Consider the following 17,645-nt stretch of genomic DNA (forward strand, 5'->3'; position numbering starts at 1 on the left):
TCGTTCGTCAGCCCGTGGTCAGGACGAACCTCTCCCAGGACCCGACCGACGTCCGGTTCGCGATCAGTGACCCGGCCCCGGCGTTTTCGGCGGCGACGATCTGGTTGTTGATCGTGGCGCGCAGGCTGACCGTCCCGTCGGAGTTGTTGATGAGCTGGAAGGTCTCCCACGCCCCCACAGAGGTGCGGTTGGCGATCAACGGCTCCGCGCCCGCGTTCTCGGCGGAGACGTAGAGCCCGTTGGCGCGCGACCGCAGGGCGATGGCACCGTTGCCGGCGTCCACCCGGTCGAACTGCTCGGTCGTACCGACGCTGGCCTTGTTGGCGATCAACGCGGTGCTGCCGACCGCCGACACGTACTGGTTGTTGACCTGCGCCCGCAAGGTGGTCGCCGGCGCGCTGCTACCGGTGCCGGTGGCGAAGGTGAAAGCGTCGACATCGAACAGGTAGCCGGACCCACCCTTGAACACCAGGTACAGCGTCGTCGACGCGGTGGGCGGGTTGCTGATCGTGGCGGACGCCTCGACGAAGGTCTCCCAGTTGCCGGTCACCGGAACCGTGACGGTGCCCAGCAGGGTGCCGGTGGCCGACCCGGCCCGGACCTCGATGGTGCCACCGGCGCCGGCCGACGACGCCCTTACGGTGATGCGGTTGGCGTTGGCCAGGTTGTACGGCTGGTAGGAGATCCAGTCGTTGTTCTCGATGAACCCGGCCGTGCGGCCACCCTCGGCGTTGGTGTGGTCGGTGGCCTGGACACCGGACTGGGCGCCGAAGTGCTCACCCTGGCGGTGCTTCGGTTGCAGCGTCTTGATGCTGTGCGTGGTCAGCCCACCGTTGTCGGTGTACGCGGCGTCGAAGACCCCGTAGATGTTTGCGGCCGAGTCGTGCTCACCGTCGGTCGGCAAGGTGATCGTGCCGCTGCACCCGGTCTTCGAGGTGATCTGGTGGGCGTGGCTGTCGTGGCCCAGCGCGTACGTCAGGCTCACCTTGGAGCAGTCGATCGTGCCGTCCTGCGGGTCGCTCACCGAGATCTGGTACGGCACCGTGTCACCGAAGCTGAACAGCTGCCCGTCGGTGGGCGCGGTGAGTGACACCGTCGGCGCGGTGTTGCCCACTGTGACGATCAGGCTCGCCGTGCCGGACAGGCCGGTCGGGTCGGTGACCTTCAGGGTGGGGCTGTACGAGCCGTTGGTGGTGTACGTCTTGGTGGGGTTGGCCGCCGTCGACGTGGTGCCGTCACCGAAGGTCCACAGGTAGCTGAGCGCGCCGCCCTCGGGGTCGGAGCTGCCGGCCGACGAGAAGTTGACAGTCAACGGGTTGGCCCCCGACGTCGGGTTCGCCGAGGCGACCGCGATCGGGCTGCGGTTGCCACCACCGATGTACTCGATCCGGAAGAGCGCCTGATTGTTCGAGCCGGTGCCGTAGTCCAGCACGTACAGGGCGCCGTCCGGGCCGAAGGCCATGTCCATGACCTGGGTGCCGGTCCACGGGAAGTTGGAGATCTCCCCGCGTGAGCCGTCGGAGTTGACCTTGATGGCCTTGATCCAGCGGCGGCCGTACTCGCCGGCGAAGAACTGGCCGTCCAGCGACGGCGGGAACTTGATGCTGGAGTTGAGCGAGGCGTTGTACCGGTAGACCGGCCCGCCCATCGGCGACTCCGAGCCGCTGCCGAACTCCGACGGCGAACCGGAGTCGCCCGCGTACTTGATCCAGGCCGGCTTCGCCGCGGGCAACGTGCCGAGCCCGGTGTTGCGGAACGAGTTGTTGGTCGGCCCGCCCGTGCAGTTGTACTTGGACTGCGACGGCCCGGACGGGAAGGTGTATTCATTGTATGTTTCCGTGCTGGTGTTGCTGCCGGTGCAGTACGGCCAGCCGTAGTTGCCCGGCGCCGCGATGCGGTTGAACTCGACCTGACCCTGAGGGCCCCGGCTGGAGTTCGTGGACCCGGCGTCGGGGCCGTAGTCACCGAGGTAGACCACGCCGGTCGCCTTGTCGACGCTCATCCGGAACGGGTTGCGCAGACCCATCGCGTAGATCTCCGGGCGGGTGCCCGACGTGCCGGGCGCGAACATGTTGCCCGACGGGATCGTGTACGTGCCGTCCGCCTGCGGCTTGATCCGTAGCACCTTGCCCCGCAGGTCGTTCGTGTTGCCCGCCGAGCGCTGGGCGTCGAACTGCGGGTTGCGGTTGGTCCGTTCGTCAAGTGGCGCGTAGCCGGACGACTCGAACGGGTTGGTGTCGTCGCCGGTGGTCAGGTACAGGTTGCCGGCGGCGTCGAAGTCCAGGTCACCGCCGACGTGGCAGCACTGCCCACGGTCGTTGGCGACCTGGAGCACGATCTTCTCGCTGCCCAGGTTGAGCGTGTCGTCGCTGTTGAGGGTGAACCGCGACAACCGCAGGTGCCCCTTCCACCGGTCCCAGTCAGACTGCGAGCCGGTGGTCGGGGCGTCCCCGGACGGGGTGCTCAGCGTGGGGGAGTAGTACAGGTAGATCCACCGGTTGCTGGCGAAGTTGGGGTCGACGGCGACGCCCTGCAACCCCTCCTCGTCGTGGGTGTAGACCGACAGGGTGCCGGAGACCTTTGTGTTGCCGGCCACGTCGGTCACCCGCAGGACACCGTTTCGGGCGGTGTGCAGCACCGAGCGGTTGGGCAGGACGGCCAGGGACATGGCCTCACCGAGCTCGCCCGAGCCGGTGGCGAGCTTGACCTGCTGATAGTCGGAGGCGGGGATCACCGCCGCCTGGGCGGTGGACGGTGCAGCCACAGCGAGGGCCGCGCTCGCGACGGTGAGGACCGCCGCGAAGAGCGCCCGGGGCCAGCGCCGGGGGTACGAGAGCATGATCGTCCTTTCTCGACGACCGGTGGACGGGCGCGCGGGGGCGCACCACGACCAGGTGGGGTGGTGGAGACGAGCGGGGGGACCAGGTCAGTTGGTGGTGACCAGGTCGAACTTCTCCCACTGGCCGATGGAGGTCCGGTTGGCGATCAGCGGGGACCCGCCTGCGTTGTCGGCGGCGACGTAACGGTTGTTCACGGTGGCCCGCAGGCTCACCGTGCCGTCGGAGTTGCGGACCAGCTGGAAGGTCTCCCAGGCGCCGGCGGTGGCCCGGTTGGCGATCAGCGCGGCGGCACCGGCGTTCTCGGCGGCGACGAACTGCCCGTTGCCCTTGGCGCGCAGCGCCACGTTGCCGTTGGCGAGGTTCACCAGGTCGAACCGCTCGGTGGTGTTCACCGAGGTCTTGTTGGCGATCAGCGGGGTGGAGGCGTTGGGCGCGCTGACGTACTGGTTGTTGGCGCGGGCCCGCAGGGTGGAGCCGCTGGCGGTGGGCGGCGGGGTCGTGGTGCGCGGCGAGCAGTCAGCCGTCACGGAGCCCGCGGCGACCTGGAGGCCGCCGAGCAGCATCCGGGTGAAATTCGGGTCGGTGTACGACGCCTCGGTGTGTCCGAGGCCCGTGTACCAGGCACGCCCGCCGCCGTACGCCTTGCACCAGGTGATCGGGTGGTCGCCGCCCATGTTGCCGCCGCTGTAGGACGACTCGTCGAGGCTGGCCAGCACCCGGGCGCTGGACCGGGGGTTGGTGCGGTAGTTGTACCACTCGTCGGAGCGGACCCAGGTGGTGCCGAGGTGGGCGGTCGAGGGGTTGGTCTGGTCCTCGATCTTCACCGTGGCGTTCTGGATCGCCGGGTGCGAGTCGAACCATGCTCCGACCAGCGAGCCGTACCACGGCCAGCTGTACTCGGTGTCGGCCGCGGCGTGCACGCCGACGTAGCCACCACCGGCGGCGATGTACGACTCGAACGCGCTCTGCTGGCTGGCGTTGAGGACGTCGCCGGTGGTCGACATGAAGACCACCGCCTGGTACTGGGCCAGGTCGGAGGTGGTGAACTGCGCGGCGTCCTCGGTCGAGGTCACTGTGAAGCCGTTGGCCGAGCCGAGCTGCTGGATCGCGGCGATGCCGTTGGGGATGGACGAGTGCCGGAAGCCGGCGGTCTTGCTGAACACCAGGACCTTGGTCAGGGGTGCCGCCGAGGCGGGGGTCGGCAGTGCGACCAGGCTGGCCAGCATGACGGCCAGGCCGGTGACGAGTGCCAACAGGCGGGGACGGGAACGCATGGTCTTGCTCCTCTGCTGAGCGTCGACCTCAGGCTGTGCACACGGGCAGGCCGGAGGCCGCGATGGCGGTGGTGCCGAAGCCGGGCCGCCGATGCTCGGCTGAGGTGCTGCGGGGTGGTGGGGGGTGCAGGGGTCGGTCGCTGAAACCAGCCGATGACGTGGACCACCCACATTGGACGATCAGAATTCATCGACTGGCATCGTTGACGCAGTAAACCTCCGATGTCTACGCCCCGTCAAGCCCAGGTGCTCCGGTCCGAGCGCGCCAGTGCCGTGCCGGCGGCCGTGTTGAGGTGAGACGTATGACGTATGCTCGATGCCATGGTCGCCGACGAAGATCGAGCACGGCTCGCCCGGGCAACTCGTGGCGCTGCCGGCTGGCCGTCGCGCGGCCAGCCTCGCCGCCCTACGCGGGGCTGCGGGTGCCCCGGGTCGCCATCAGAATGAGATCGGCGATCGTCTCCGGGTGGGTGACCATGGCCAGATGCGATGATTCGACCTCGATGGTCGTCGCGTTCATCCGATCGGCCAGAAACCGCTCCAGCTCCGGCGCTGTGGTGCGGTCCTGTGTGGAGATCGAGTAATAGCACTGCCGGTCCCGCCAGGCGGCCGTCGTCGTCCGGCCCCCGAAGAGGTCCTTGGCGATCGGGCCCTGCACCGCGTACAGGGCACGGGCGCGGGTCTCCTCGATTCCACCGGCGAAGTCGTTCAGGAAAGCGCTCTCGCTGAGCTGCGCGTACCCGTCGTGGTGCACGAGGCCGGCGTTCGCCGGCGGCGTGGGATATTTCGCCGCGAGCGCGGTGTAGTCCTCGCCGGCGTCCGGCGCGCGGGCCGCCACGTACACCAGGGCGGTGACCCTCGGGTGGTTGCCGGCCTCGCTGATGATCGTGCCGGCCCAGGAGTGGCCCACCAGCACCGTCGGCCCGTCCTGGCGGTCGAGGGCGCGGTTGGTTGCCGCGACGTCGTCGGCCAGGGAGGTCAGCGGGTTCTGGACCGCGGTGACCGTCAGCCCGGCCCGCTGCAGCAGCGGGATGACGTCGGACCAGGACGAGCCGTCGGCGTACGCGCCGTGGACCAGGACCACGTTGCGGGCGGGCTTGGCCGAAGACGTGTCGCTCATCCGAAACCTCCGCACGACGCCGTGCCGTCGCTCGCTCGTCGACGACAGCTCTCGCCCGCCACTCTTCCCCACGCCGGTCGGGGCGGTGGGCCGAACGCCCAGGCTTCAGCCCCTCAACGCACCGTTTCCGGTGCGAGGGCGCGCCAGTTCAGGCGGTCCCGGTAGTGGTGTCGCAGGACCAACCAGCTGACCGAGAACGGGATGGCCCCCATGGCGACGACTCCCAGGACGTTCGCGCCGGCCACGTCGAAGACCGCCCCGACGTCGCCGAACAGCTGAGCGACCGTCTGGAACGCGACGTGCAGGCCGATGCCGGCCCAGATGTCACCGGTGGCGGCACGGAAGGCGCCCAGCAGCAGCGCGAAGACGAGGAAGAGCGCCAGTCGGTCGACGGATCTGGCCGCCCCGATGAGGAACCCGAACACTGTGAACAGCACTGCCTGCCCGACGACGGCCTGCCAGGCGGGCAGCCGGGTGGCGAGGTGGTGTTGCAGGTACCCGCGGAAGACCAGCTCCTCCGGCAGCGCCTCCTTCAAGAAGACGAGCACGACCAGCAGCGCCGCCACCCGCAGCACGTCCCCGACGGACGTCCGGACACTGATCTCGACCCAGCCGAGACCGAGGCAGAGCGCGAACCCCGCCGCGGCGGGAACGAGCCAGCAGGCCATGCCGAACAGCAGACGCCGCCAGCCGGCGCGCAGCGACGGCAACCCGAGGCCGGCCCAGGGCCGTCGGTCCAGGACGCGACGGGCGACGACCACCAGGGGTACGACGACAGCGGTGGTGAGGACCGCCCCGATCGTGTGGGTGGGCCGGTCGTAGTCACTGTCGAGAGGGGCGCCCAGCAACAGCCAGACCAGCACTGCGGCGGTGGCCACGACGAGGATCCGCCAGGGCAGGGCGAGACGAGATCCGGCGCTCACCACGCGCAGCGTAGCCGGCGGCGTCAAGGGCGGACGGTCAGCGCCCCAGGACGAGATAGCCGAGGCCGAGGACACCCCGGTAACCGCCGACGTACTGGCGCAACCGGTCGTCGAGTTCCGCGCGGACCTCGGCCGCACGGGGGTCCTCCGGGTACGCCAGCAGCCACTCCTGCCGTCCGGCGAGCCAGGTGGACTCGAAGTCGTCCCATTCCCGCTGGTCGGCGGTGCTCAGGTGCAGCAACCGCCAGCCCCGCCGGCGGGCGGCCTCGACCAGCCCGGGCAGGGTCGGGACCTCCGGGCCGAAGACCTCGGCGATTTCCGCGGTGGGGGACCGATCCCAGTACGCGTCGCCGAACAGCAGCCGCCCACCGGGCCGGACCACGGCGGCGAGGGCGTCGAGGGCGGCCTCGGTGCCGCCGAAGGCGTGTGCCGAGCCGATGCAGAGGACCCGGTCGGCCGGCTCCTGCCAGGCCGCCGCTTCCCCCATCACGAAGGCGACGTGCCGGTTCAGCGACCGCCCCGCGGCCAGCCGCCGCCCTCGGGCGAGCGCTGCCTCGTCGGTGTCGACGCCGACGCCGCGGGTCGCGACCGGGCCGGAGACACCGCCGGCGGCGACCGCCCGCAGCAGCAGCTCACCCCAGCCACAGCCGAGGTCGAGCACCCGCGCGCCGGGGCGGACGTCGAGCCGTTGCAGCAGCAACGCGGCGTGCTCCGGCGAGAGCGGCGTGTTCCAGCGCATTCGCGCGTAACGGCTGGCGGCGAGGTGGTCGGTTGACTGCATCCGTTGAGGGTCCCAAGCCGTGTGTCGGGTCCGGCACCCGGGCGTACGGCAGGATCGGTGGAATGGACGCGGAGCCTGCGGGGCCGGCGCGGCGGCCGACCCCGCAGGAGGTGGCGGCGGCGGCCGGTCGGGGTCTGCCGGACATCATCGGCCCCGGGCTGCGCGTGCTGTTCTGCGGCTACAACCCCGGCCTCTACTCGGCCGCCGTGGGGGAGCCGTTCGCCCGCCGGGGCAGCCGATTCTGGCCGGCCCTGCACGGGGCCGGCTTCACCGACCGCCAGCTGCACTCGTGGGAACGCGACGAACTGCTGCGGCAGGGCCTGGGCATCACCAGCCTGAGCAACCGGGCCACCGCCCGCGCCGACGAGCTGACCTCGGAGGAGTTGGTGGCCGGGGTCACCGGGTTGGCGGTGAAGGTCGAGCGCCACCGGCCGCAGTGGGTGGCGATCCTCGGGGTGACCGCGTACCGGATCGCCTTCGCTCGGCCGAAGGCCGGGCTGGGCCCGCGACCGGACCGGCTGGGGCCGGCCCAGGTCTGGGTGCTGCCGAACCCCAGCGGCCTGAACGCGCACTTCCCGCTGCCGGCGTTGACCGCCGAGTTCGCCAAGCTGCGGCGGGAGCTGGACCGCTAGCCGGCCGTGGCGACCAGCCCCTGGTAGTAGGGCTGCATGGCCGGGTGGTACTCGTCGAACTCCGGGCGGGGCGAACCGTCCCGGGAGGCGACCAGCAGGTCCAGGTAGTACTCCCAACCGGCGCCCACCTCGGCGATGCCCTCCACGCTGCTCAGGTGCTGCACGAACCGCAGCTCGGTGGTGCCGTCGGTCTCGGTCAGCGACAGCTCCAGCAGCCAGCTGCCGTAGTCGTCGACCATCGACACGGCGAGACGCCGCTGCGGTTCGCACGCGTCGATGCGTACGTCACACCAGGGCTGCTGCTCCTCGTACGCCATCTGGACCCGGATGGTCCGTCCGGGCCCGGCGTCGCCCTCCCACGGGCCGAACCAGCGGGCCGTACGGTCCGGCTCGGTCAGGCTGGCCCAGACGTCGGCCGCCGGGGCGCGGAAGGTCCGGGTGAGGACGAGATCGTGGCCGGTGTCGGTCTGAAACAGGCGTCCGGCGGGTGTGCGGGTCATGCCGTGTGCTCCCTTCGGTGCTCCGCCGGGCCGCGGCTGCGGCGCTCTCGGCGGGTGCGATAGACCTCGGTCTCCAACGCGTCGAGGTGCCGGCCCCACCGGTCGACTGTGGTGAGCCCGGTGAGCCAGTCGAGCAGCGGGGCGAGCGGGCCCGGGTCGAGCCGGTAGATCCTCCGCCGTCCGACCAGCTCGTCACGGACCAGCCCGCAGTCGCGCAGCACCCGCAGGTGGCGGCTGATGGCGGGCCGGCTGATCGTGAACCGCTGGGCGATGTCGCCGGCGGAGAGGGGTTCGGCGCGCAACATGGTCAGGATGTGCCGGCGTACCGGGTCGGCGATCGCGACGGCCACCTCATCCACCCAGGAAGCGTAACCCATCGGTTACGGGTTTGCCGGTTGTGGACCGTCGACACCGCGGATCAGTGGTCGGTGGTGGGCACATGATCACCTGACCTGGCACTCTTTACGGCATGGCCGCCCTGCTTCGCTCCCGCTGGACCGACTGGACCTTCGTCGTACCCGTGCTCGCCGTCCTGGTATTGATGGTCACCTGGGGGCGGAGCCTGCCCGGCCCGATCATCGTGGTGGTCGCGGTGCTGCTCGGAGGTGCCGTGCTCGCGGCAGTGCACCACGCGGAGGTGGTCGCCCACCGGGTGGGGGAGCCGTACGGGTCGCTGGTGCTCGCCGTCGCGGTCACCGTGATCGAGGTCGCCCTCATCGTCACGCTGATGATCAGCGGCCCGGAGAAGACCCAGTCGCTCGCCCGGGACACCGTCTTCGCCGCCGTCATGATCACCTGTAACGGGATACTCGGCCTGTCCCTGCTGCTCGGGGCGCTGCGCCGTCGTGTCGCGGTGTTCAACCCGGAGGGCACCGGCGGAGCCCTGGCCACCGTGATCACCCTGGCCACCCTGAGTCTGGTCATCCCGACCTTCACCACGGCCCGGCCCGGCCCGGAGTTCAGCCCGGCCCAGCTCGCCTTCGCCGCCGTCGCCTCGCTGGCGCTCTACGGGCTGTTCGTGCTCGTACAGACCGGCCGGCACCGCGACTACTTCCTGCCGGTCGACAGCCGGGGCCAGGTGATCGACGCGGAGGAGCACGCCAAGCCGCCCACCACCCGCGCGGCGCTGATGAGCTTGGGGCTGCTGCTGGTGGCGCTGGTCGCGGTGGTCGGCGACGCCAAGACCGTCTCGCCGACCATCGAGGCCGGCGTCGCCGCGGCGAACCTCCCGCACGCGTTCGTCGGCGTGATCATCGCCCTGCTCGTGCTGCTGCCGGAGACCCTGGCCGCCGCTCGCGCCGCCCGCCGCGACCGCGTGCAGATCAGCCTGAACCTCGCGCTCGGCTCGGCGATGGCCAGCATCGGTCTGACCATCCCGGCCATCGCGATCGCCTCGATCTGGTTGGACGGCCCGCTGCTGCTCGGCCTCGGCGGCACCCAGCTCGCCCTGCTCGCGCTCACCGCCGTGACCGCCGTCCTCACCGTGGTGCCCGGCCGGGCCAACGTGTTGCAGGGCGGCGTGCACCTGGTGCTGATGGCCGCCTTCGTCTTCCTGGCCGCCAGCCCGTGACCCGCACGGCCCGCCGGCTCGGCCCGTGACCCCGCGTGGCCTGTCGGCTCAGCCCGCGACCCGCACGGCCCGTGCGGGTCAGCCGGTGGGCGGCGGGTCGCCCGCGAGACGCTCCGCGCGGGCGTTCAGGTAGCGCTGCTGCGCCAGGTTCGTCGAGCGCGCCGCTGCCATCCGGTACGCCTCCCGCGCCGCGACCCGCTCACCCTCCAGCTCCCACAGGTGGGCGCGGGCGGCCGGCAGTCGAGGGTCGTCGGCGAGACGGGGGTCGTCGGCCAGGTCGGCGAGCAGCGCCAACCCGGCCGGCGCGCCCCGGCTCATGGCCACCGCCACCGCGTGGTTGAGCGCCACCACCGGGTTGTCGGACATCCCGAGGAGCACCTCGTACAGCGCGGTGATCTGCGCCCAGTCGGTGGCCGCCGCGCTGGGCGCCTCGTCGTGCACGGCCGCGATGGCCGCCTGGAGCTGGTACGCCCCGACCACCCCGTGCGGCAGCGCCCCGGTGATCAGCTCGACCCCCTCGGCGATCTGCTCGGCCCGCCACCGGGAGCGGTCCTGCTCGGCCATCGGCACCAGCTCACCGTGCGGGCCGATCCGCGCCGGCGCGCGGGCATCGGTGAGCAGCATCAACGCGAGCAGCCCGGTGACCTCGGGGTCCTCGGGCACCAGCCGGCGCACCAGCCGGGTCAGTCGGATCGCCTCGGCGGTCAGGTCGGCGCGCAGCAACCCGGGCCCGGCGGTGCGGGCGTACCCCTCCGTGAAGATCAGGTAGAGCACGTGCAGCACGGCGGCGAGCCGGTCGGCACGCTCCGGGCCGGTGGGCGGCGCGAACCGCAGCCCGCTGTCACGGATCCGCTGCTTACCCCGACTGATCCGCCGGGTCATCGTCGCCTCCGGCACCAGGAACGCGCGCGCCACCTCGGCGGTGCTCAGCCCGCCCACCGCCCGCAGGGTGAGCGCGATCTGCGACGCCGCCGACAGCGCCGGGTGGCAGCACAGGAACAACAGGATGAGCGTGTCGTCGGCGTCCGCCGCTGGATGGTCGGCGGCGGGGGCGCGCCACTGCTCCGGCAGCACCCAGCGGGCCACAGTGTCCTCCCGCCGCATCCGGGCCTGCTCGCGACGCAGCAGGTCGGTCAGCCGACGGGACGCCACGGTGATCAGCCAGCCACGCGGATTCTCCGGTACGCCGTCGCGCGGCCAACCCTCCGCCGCGGCGATCAGCGCCTCCTGCACCGCGTCCTCGGCCGTGTCGAAGTGCCCGTAGCGGCGGACCAGCGCCCCGAGGACCCGCGGCGCCAGCTCGCGCAGCAGGTCCTCGGCGGGAGTCTCCGGCACCGGGTCAGCCGGCCAGGTCCTCGACACCGTCGAGCACCGGCCGCACGTCCACGTACCCACCGGGGGCGTCCGGGTCGACCAGGCCGGCGGCGATCTCGGTGGCCCGGTCGAAGCTGGCGCACTCCACGATGGTGTAACCGGCGAGGACCTCCTGCGTCTCCGGGTACGGGCCGTCGGTGACCACTGGTGCCCCCTCGCGCACCTGCACCCGGCGGGCGTGCACCGGCTCGCTCAGCCCTCGGGCGTCGACCAACTCCCCGGACTCGGCCAGCGCCTGGTGGAAGGTCTCCATGTGCTTGTGCATCGCCGCGATCTGCTCGGCCGACATCGCCGGCCGGTCGGAAGCCCGCCCGGACAGCACGTCGTAGTCCTGCTGCGACCCATAGAGCAAAATCATGTACTTCACGGTTCTTCCCCTCCTCCTGCCAGAGCACCACCCCGGTGCCCACAGGAAACGTCGAACCCCAACCCCGGTCCCGGACACGCCAACCCCACCTGATCTGTTGATCAAGAGGTTTCTGTCACGACACGCCGGACGGGACGACGCGAACCTCTTGATCACCGGAGCGCAGGGGGTGGTGGGTGGGGCCTAGGTTGGTGGGATGACGGTGGTGTGGGTGGTGGTGGGTGTTTTCGTTCTTGTGGCCGGGGTGGCGTTTGGCGTTGTGGTGCGGCGGGGGCGGGTCGGTGAGGTCGGGGGCGACGACTCTCGGGCTGGGCGGGACGCTCGGGTGCGCCAGCAGCGGTACGAGGCCGAGCGGCACGGTGACCAGGGTGACACGTGGCAGCGCGGTCGGGAGTCGGGCGGATGAGCGACCCTACTGGCCGTACGAGCGGCGCAGCCGGCCGTTGATCAGGTAGTTGAGGCGGTGGCGTAGGTGGCCGAGGGTGCTCTCGCTCGGCAGCTCCCCGTCGGTGGTGAGCGTCCAGCGCAGCGTGCAGTCCCCGCCGGGCAGCCCGGGAGTCAGGTCGAAGCGGATCCGGTCCAACGGTCGGTGCGGCCACAGCGACGACAGCGGTGCCCCGCGCCCACCCGGGCCCGCCGCGCGACAGCCCATCCGGGCTCAGGGCCGTGAACCGTCCGGCCGTGCCGTACGTGAAACCGGTGACGGGCGTTTCGGTCCTATCGTCGGGGTACTAGTACCAGGCCGAGCACCGATGTCTGGGGAGGCACAGTGGGGGCACGGTTCGGACGCGACGCGCGAGGCCCGGTGGCGGGTCTGCTGATCGCCGCCCTGGTCTCCCTCGCCTGCGCCGGCGGTGGTCTGGCCGAGCCGGAGGCCGAGCGTCCCGGGGCGACCCCGTCGGCAGCGTCACCGGGACCGAGCACCACCCGGGCCGACAGCACCACCAGCGTCGCCGAGTTCGAGCAGGACGTCGCCGACGCGCAGGCGGTCGCCGAGCGGTACTGGGCGGCCCAGTTCAAGGAATCCGGGCAGCGGTTCCGACCGATCCGGCGGATCATCCCGTACCAGCGCGACGGCGAGGTGTCCTGCGGCGGCCAGTCGTTGCCCCGCAACAACGCCGTCTACTGCTCGCAGGGCGACTTCATCGCGTACGACGTCGCCTGGTCGGTGGCGGCGTTCCGCCAGGTCGGCGACGCGTTCGTGTTCTACCTGCTCGGGCACGAGTACGCGCACGCCATCCAGGTGCGGCTCGGCATCAACTACAGCTTCACCATCCAGCAGGAGTTGCAGGCCGACTGCATGGCCGGGGCGTACCTCGGCGACTCGGTGCGCTCGCGGGCCCTGACCCTCGCCGAGGGCGACCTGGACGAGTTCCGCGAGGGGGTGGCGGCGGTCGGCGACGACCCGGACCAGCCGTGGTTCGCGGAAGGGGCGCACGGCACCGCCGAGCAGCGCACCGACATGTTCTTCCGGGGGTACGAGGGTTCCCTGAAGGAGTGCGACCTGGGCTGAACGGGGTTGCCCGGATCACCCTGGCGCCCGTTGCCGCCACCGGCCCCGGCGGCTGCTGGCAGGATCGCCGGTGTCGGTCACGACCCTGGAGGTTCCGCTGAGCAGCCATCACCCCGCCGCTGTGCTCTTCGACATGGACGGCACGTTGGTCGACAGCGAGAAGCTGTGGGACGTCGCGTTGCAGGAACTCGCCAAGGAGTACGGCGGGGAACTCTCCGTCGACGCCCGCCAGTCGATCATCGGCACCGCCATGGCCGAGTCGATGCGCATCCTGCACGACGACCTGGGGCAGCCCGAACGGGATCCGGAGATCAGCGCGGCGTGGATCAACGCCCGGATCCTGGAGCTGTTCCGCACCGGTCTGCGCTGGCGGCCGGGCGCGTTCGACCTGTTGCGCGCGGTCCGCGCGGCGGGAATCCCCACCGCGCTGGTCACCTCCAGCCCTCGGGCGCTGGTCGAGATCGCCCTGGACACCCTCGGTCGGGACAACTTCGACACTGTGGTCGCCGGCGACGAGGTGGTGGCCGCCAAGCCGCACCCCGAGCCGTACCTGACCGCCGCCCGGCTGCTGGGTGTGCCGATCGAGCGTTGTGTGGCGATCGAGGACTCACCGACCGGGGTCGCCAGCGCGCTCGCCTCGGGTGCTGGGGTCCTGGCCGTACCGGCCGAGGTGGCGTTGCCGAGCACTGTCGGCGTACGCCAGGTGGAGAGCCTAACCGGCGTGGACCTGACGCTGCTCGCGGCGCTGCTGACCGACCGGGCCGCGGCGACCGGCTGACCCGCCCGGCGCGGGCCGGCGGCGCTCGGCTGTCCCGACCGGCCGGGTTCAGTGGCGCTCGGCGAAGACCGAGACGACCACCTGGTAGCTGTCGAACGCCCGCGCCGCCCCCGCGTACGCGGCCAGGTGGATGAACAGCTCGACGATCTCCTCCGGGGTCACGCCCGAGGTCAGCGCGATGCGCAGCTGCCCGCGCAGCGGCTCGTGGGTGCCGAGGGCGGCCGCGATCGCCACCGAGACCAGGCACCGGCTGCGCAGGTCAAGGCCCTCCCGGGGCCAGGCCGCGCCGAAGGTCTGCACGGTGGCGAGACGACGGAAGTCGTGCCCCACCGACGGCTCACCCTCGCCGAGCGGCAGGGCCAACGGCTGCCCGAGCAGCCGCTCGGCGTTGTCGAGTGCCCGCTGGTACGCGTCCTGATCGGTCATGTCACCGGCCCCGGCTCTGCGGCCGCCCGCTCGCGGGGCGGGCCGGCGCCCTGCCGGCAGCACCAGCCTGGCAGTCGCGCACGGGCGGCCGAGGGGGAATGGGACACGCCGAGGTCCCCGGTCGCGGATGGCGACCGGGGGCCTCGGCAGTGCCGATCAGTCGTGGGCGATGGCGCCCAGGACGTTGATCCGGGCCGCCCGGACGGCCGGGAGCACCGCGGCCACCACGCCGATGATGGCGGCGAGACCGAGGAAGACACCCATCTGTCCCCACGGCAGGATCAGGTCGGTGATGCCCTCGTCCTTGAGGGCCTCGACCACGGCCGCGCCGAGGCCGGTGCCCACCACCACGCCGAGCAGCGCGCCGAACACCGAGATCACCACGGCCTCCACGGTGATCATGCCCATGGTCTGGGACCGGCGCAGGCCGATCGCCCGGAGCAGGCCCAACTCGCGGGTCCGCTCCAGCACCGACAGGGCCAGGGTGTTGATGATGCCCAGTACGGCGATCACGATGGCCAGCGCGAGCAGGATCTGGATCATCGTGAGCAGCCCGTCGAGCGAACTGGTCTGCTGCTTGATGAACGCGTCCCGGTCGGCCACCGACACCTCGGGGCTGTCCGCGAGCAACGCCTCCACCTGCGGCTGGACGTCGGACACCCGGGTGCCCGGATCCAGCTGGATGAAGCCCTGGATGGGCTGCGGGATGGCGAAGTCCTTCGCCGCGGTCGCCGGCAGCGTGACCGGGTTGGTCAGCTGCGACGACTCGTAGATGCCGCTGATCGTGTAGGTGCGTGCCTCGCCCCGGGTCAGCTGCACGTTGACAGTGGAGCCCACCGACCAGCCACGGGACGTGGCAGTGTCCGAGCTGGCGAGCATCTGGGTCGGCCCGAGCCGGTCGATGTCCCCGGCAACCGGCTTCGCCCCGAAGATCTGCCGCAGCGACGCGACGTCGCTACTCGCCGCGACCCAGGTGCTCTCGCCGTCGATCCGCCCCATGTCGCCGTACTCGCCGTCGACCAACCGCACACCGGGCAGGGCCTTGGCCTGGTCCAGCACACCCGGGTCGAAGGTCGGCGGACGCGGGCCGCCCTGCTGGCCGGCGATCACCAGCTCGGCCTTGATGGTGTCCTGGGCGAGCGCGCTGATGCTGCCCTTGGCCGAGTCGAGGATCACCGTGACGCCGGTGACCAGCGCGATGCCGACCATCAGCGCGGCGGCCGTGATCGCCGTACGACGTGGGTTGCGCCCCGAGTTGAGCCGGCCCAGCTTGCCCGGCACCGACCAGGAGAAGATCGCCCCGAGCAGGCTCACCACCGGCCGGCTGATCAGCGGAGTCAGCAGCGCCACCCCGATGAAGGCGAACAGCACCCCACCGAGGATGGTCGACAGCGTCTGACCCCCGGCGTTGCCGCTGAGCCCGAGGAACAGCAGCACCGCGCCGACTCCGGTGACCAGCGACCCGGCCACCGTGATCTTGGTCAACGGCCGGTCCGGGGTGGCCACGTCCTGCATGGCCGCGATCGGCGGGATCCGGGACGCCCGCAGCGCCGGCAGCAACGCCGCCACCACGGTGATCACCAAACCGACGGCGAACGAACCGATCACCGCGGCCGCCGGCACGCCGATGCCGGCCAGTGTGAGCCCACCGGCGAGCTTGCCGAACAGGAACGCCAGCAGCGCGCCCACCCCGATGCCGGCGGCGAGGCCGAGCACCGACGCGATCAACCCCACCGCGATGGCCTCCAGCACCACCGAACCGATGATCTGCCGCCCGCTGGCCCCGATGGCGCGCATCAGCGCCAACTCCCGGGTCCGCTGCGCCACGATGATCGAGAAGGTGTTGAGGATCAGGAAGGTGCCCACCAGCAGCGCCACCGCGGCGAAGCCGAGCAGGATCTTGTTGAAGAAGGACAGGCCCTCCTTCAGGCTGGCCGAGGCGTCCGCGGCCACCTGCTCGCCGGTCTTCACCTCGAAGTCCGCGCCCAGAGTGCGCGCCACGTCGTCGCGCAGCTTCTCGTCGGAGACCCCGTCGGCGGCCTGCACGGTGATGCTGTTGAACACGTCCGGCTCGCCCAGCATCAGCCGCTGCGCCACCGGCGTGGTGAAGAAGACCTCGTTGACCCCGCCGATCGAGTCCCGGTCACCGCTGTAACCGAAGACGCCGACCAGTGTGAAGTCCCGCTTCTTCGACTCGAACGCGGTCAGCACGCCGACCTTCTGGCCGACCCGCACCTTCGCGGCCGTGGCCAACGCCTTGTTGATGACGATCTCGTCCTCGGCCTGCGGCGCGCGCCCCTCACGCAGCTTCAGCAACTCGCTCTCGCCGGTCCAGTTCTCGCCCAACTGCGGCGGACCGAACGAGGTGACGACCTTGCCGTTGCTGCCGATCACCCGGGCGCCGTCGGCGTTGACCACGCCGGTCGCCGAGGCCGCCCCCGGCACCTGCTTCACCCGGTCCACCAGGGCGGCCGGCAGCGGGGCGACGGTCTGCTCGCCCTCCAACTCGTTGACCTGCACCTTCGGCTTCGCCGCGACGTTCACGTCGATCTCGGAGAAACCGTCGGCGAAGACCGAGTCGAAGGAGCGACCCAGCGTGTCGGTGAGCACGAACGCGCCGGAGACGAACATCACCCCGAGCACCACCGCCAGGCCGGACAGGATCAGCCGGACCTTACGGGCCAGCAGACTCTTCAGCGTCGCGCGGAACATCAGTTGCCCACCTCGGCCGCGGTGTCCAGCTTCTTCATGGTGTCCAGCACCGTCTCGGCGGTCGGCTCGATCAGCTCCGAGACGATCTCGCCGTCGGCGAGGAAGACCACCCGGTCGGCGTACGCGGCGGCCGTCGGATCGTGGGTGACCATGACGATGGTCTGGCCGTGCTCCCGAACCGAGTTACGCAGGAAGTTGAGCACCTCCGCGCCGGAGCGCGAGTCCAGGTTGCCGGTCGGCTCGTCCGCGAAGATCACCTCGGGGCGGGAAACCAGCGCCCGGGCGCACGCCACCCGCTGCTGCTGCCCACCGGAGAGCTGCGCCGGCCGGTGGTCCAGCCGGTCCTTCAGACCCACCGTCTCGATCACCGTGTCGTACCAGGCCGGGTCCGGCTTGCGCCCGGCGATCGACAGCGGCAGCAGGATGTTCTCCTTGGCCGTCAGCGTCGGCAGCAGGTTGAACTGCTGGAAGATGAAGCCCACCTTGTCGCGGCGCAGCTTCGTCAACCCCGCGTCGCCCAGCCCCGTGACAGTCGTCTCACCGATCGACACCGTCCCCCGGGTCACCGAGTCCAGGCCGGCCAGGCAGTGCATCAGCGTCGACTTACCGGAACCCGACGGGCCCATGATCGCGGTGAAGCGGCCACGTTCGAACTCCGCGCTGACCCCCCGCAGCGCGATGACCTGAGCCTCGCCGCTGCCGTACACCTTCCACACGTCGTTCGCCCGGGCCGCGGCCTGCGCCTGCTGGCCTACCGTCGCGGTCACGTCATCTACCTCTTCCGTCTGTCCGAAAATGCACGCCGCCCCCCGATGGTCCGGCGCGACTGTTCAAT

Annotated in this window: 18 protein-coding genes; 5 read left to right on the top strand and 13 right to left on the bottom strand. The window is 71.2% G+C overall.

The features are described 5' to 3' along the window. Positions 1 to 7: 7 nt before the first annotated feature. The 5 genes from PSH03_RS08900 to PSH03_RS08920 all read right to left on the bottom strand — a co-directional run bounded on the left by PSH03_RS08900 (position 8) and on the right by PSH03_RS08920 (position 6,938). On the bottom strand, positions 8 to 2,839 hold the full coding sequence (locus PSH03_RS08900) for a PQQ-dependent sugar dehydrogenase (protein WP_210781690.1): 2,832 nt from the start codon (positions 2,837 to 2,839) through the stop codon (positions 8 to 10). An 87-nt stretch (positions 2,840 to 2,926) separates the two neighbouring features. Next, a complete protein-coding gene (locus tag PSH03_RS08905; RefSeq protein WP_372494720.1) occupies positions 2,927 to 4,114 on the bottom strand; it encodes a ThuA domain-containing protein in 1,188 nt (395 codons plus the stop codon). 406 nt (positions 4,115 to 4,520) lie between these two features. Continuing rightward, positions 4,521 to 5,234: an alpha/beta fold hydrolase gene (locus PSH03_RS08910; protein WP_210781692.1), complete on the bottom strand. Its 714-nt coding sequence runs from the start codon at positions 5,232 to 5,234 to the stop codon at positions 4,521 to 4,523. Positions 5,235 to 5,347: 113 nt separating this feature from the next. Further along, a complete protein-coding gene (locus PSH03_RS08915; RefSeq protein ID WP_238688830.1) occupies positions 5,348 to 6,157 on the bottom strand; it encodes a CPBP family intramembrane glutamic endopeptidase in 810 nt (269 codons plus the stop codon). Positions 6,158 to 6,194: 37 nt separating this feature from the next. Further along, complete coding sequence (locus PSH03_RS08920) at positions 6,195 to 6,938, bottom strand: SAM-dependent methyltransferase (protein ID WP_238688831.1); 744 nt, start codon at positions 6,936 to 6,938, stop codon at positions 6,195 to 6,197. 62 nt (positions 6,939 to 7,000) lie between these two features. On the opposite strand from PSH03_RS08920, the gene mug reads away from it, so the two are divergent. Continuing rightward, a complete protein-coding gene (gene mug / locus PSH03_RS08925; RefSeq protein WP_210781695.1) occupies positions 7,001 to 7,570 on the top strand; it encodes a G/U mismatch-specific DNA glycosylase in 570 nt (189 codons plus the stop codon). Here the strand turns inward: mug and PSH03_RS08930 are convergent. Both PSH03_RS08930 and PSH03_RS08935 read right to left on the bottom strand, forming a co-directional pair. Then, on the bottom strand, positions 7,567 to 8,070 hold the full coding sequence (locus tag PSH03_RS08930; protein WP_210781696.1) for an SRPBCC family protein: 504 nt from the start codon (positions 8,068 to 8,070) through the stop codon (positions 7,567 to 7,569). The genes mug and PSH03_RS08930 overlap by 4 nt on opposite strands. Beyond that, entirely contained in the window at positions 8,067 to 8,429 is a 363-nt protein-coding gene (locus PSH03_RS08935; RefSeq protein ID WP_238688832.1) for an ArsR/SmtB family transcription factor, read from the bottom strand. The genes PSH03_RS08930 and PSH03_RS08935 overlap by 4 nt, the downstream gene beginning before the upstream one ends. A 110-nt stretch (positions 8,430 to 8,539) precedes the next feature. Between PSH03_RS08935 and PSH03_RS08940 the strand changes: the two genes are divergently transcribed. Then, the gene (locus tag PSH03_RS08940; RefSeq protein WP_210781698.1) at positions 8,540 to 9,640 is read left to right on the top strand and encodes a calcium:cation antiporter; all 1,101 of its coding nucleotides are present in this window, start codon (positions 8,540 to 8,542) and stop codon (positions 9,638 to 9,640) included. 78 nt (positions 9,641 to 9,718) lie between these two features. On the opposite strand, the gene PSH03_RS08945 is transcribed toward PSH03_RS08940, so the two are convergent. Further along, positions 9,719 to 10,975, bottom strand: coding sequence for an RNA polymerase sigma factor (locus PSH03_RS08945; RefSeq protein WP_372494730.1), 1,257 nt, complete (start codon positions 10,973 to 10,975; stop codon positions 9,719 to 9,721). 4 nt (positions 10,976 to 10,979) lie between these two features. Continuing rightward, positions 10,980 to 11,372, bottom strand: a complete 393-nt coding sequence (locus PSH03_RS08950; protein WP_238661275.1) for a YciI family protein — start codon at positions 11,370 to 11,372, stop codon at positions 10,980 to 10,982. Positions 11,373 to 11,577: 205 nt separating this feature from the next. Between PSH03_RS08950 and PSH03_RS08955 the strand changes: the two genes are divergently transcribed. Next, positions 11,578 to 11,787, top strand: coding sequence for a hypothetical protein (locus PSH03_RS08955; protein WP_238688834.1), 210 nt, complete (start codon positions 11,578 to 11,580; stop codon positions 11,785 to 11,787). Positions 11,788 to 11,793: 6 nt separating this feature from the next. On the opposite strand, the gene PSH03_RS08960 is transcribed toward PSH03_RS08955, so the two are convergent. Then, the gene (locus PSH03_RS08960; RefSeq protein ID WP_238688835.1) at positions 11,794 to 12,033 is read right to left on the bottom strand and encodes a hypothetical protein; all 240 of its coding nucleotides are present in this window, start codon (positions 12,031 to 12,033) and stop codon (positions 11,794 to 11,796) included. Between the two features lie 117 nt (positions 12,034 to 12,150). Here PSH03_RS08960 and PSH03_RS08965 point away from each other — a divergent pair, with 117 nt between their 5' ends. After that, the gene (locus PSH03_RS08965) at positions 12,151 to 12,894 is read left to right on the top strand and encodes a neutral zinc metallopeptidase (RefSeq protein ID WP_238688836.1); all 744 of its coding nucleotides are present in this window, start codon (positions 12,151 to 12,153) and stop codon (positions 12,892 to 12,894) included. 121 nt (positions 12,895 to 13,015) lie between these two features. Further along, positions 13,016 to 13,672, top strand: a complete 657-nt coding sequence (locus tag PSH03_RS08970; RefSeq protein WP_238688984.1) for an HAD family hydrolase — start codon at positions 13,016 to 13,018, stop codon at positions 13,670 to 13,672. Between the two features lie 48 nt (positions 13,673 to 13,720). On the opposite strand, the gene PSH03_RS08975 is transcribed toward PSH03_RS08970, so the two are convergent. The 3 genes from PSH03_RS08975 to PSH03_RS08985 form a co-directional block, all read right to left on the bottom strand. Next, positions 13,721 to 14,098, bottom strand: a complete 378-nt coding sequence (locus tag PSH03_RS08975; RefSeq protein WP_238688837.1) for a carboxymuconolactone decarboxylase family protein — start codon at positions 14,096 to 14,098, stop codon at positions 13,721 to 13,723. A gap of 156 nt (positions 14,099 to 14,254) precedes the next feature. Beyond that, complete coding sequence (locus tag PSH03_RS08980) at positions 14,255 to 16,810, bottom strand: ABC transporter permease (protein ID WP_238688838.1); 2,556 nt, start codon at positions 16,808 to 16,810, stop codon at positions 14,255 to 14,257. Beyond that, positions 16,810 to 17,577, bottom strand: coding sequence for an ABC transporter ATP-binding protein (locus PSH03_RS08985; RefSeq protein WP_210781706.1), 768 nt, complete (start codon positions 17,575 to 17,577; stop codon positions 16,810 to 16,812). Before PSH03_RS08985 ends, PSH03_RS08980 begins: the two co-directional genes overlap by 1 nt. Positions 17,578 to 17,645 lie beyond the last annotated feature (68 nt).

It is taken from the genome of Micromonospora salmantinae (assembly GCF_022230905.1).
GTDB lineage: Bacteria > Actinomycetota > Actinomycetes > Mycobacteriales > Micromonosporaceae > Micromonospora > Micromonospora salmantinae.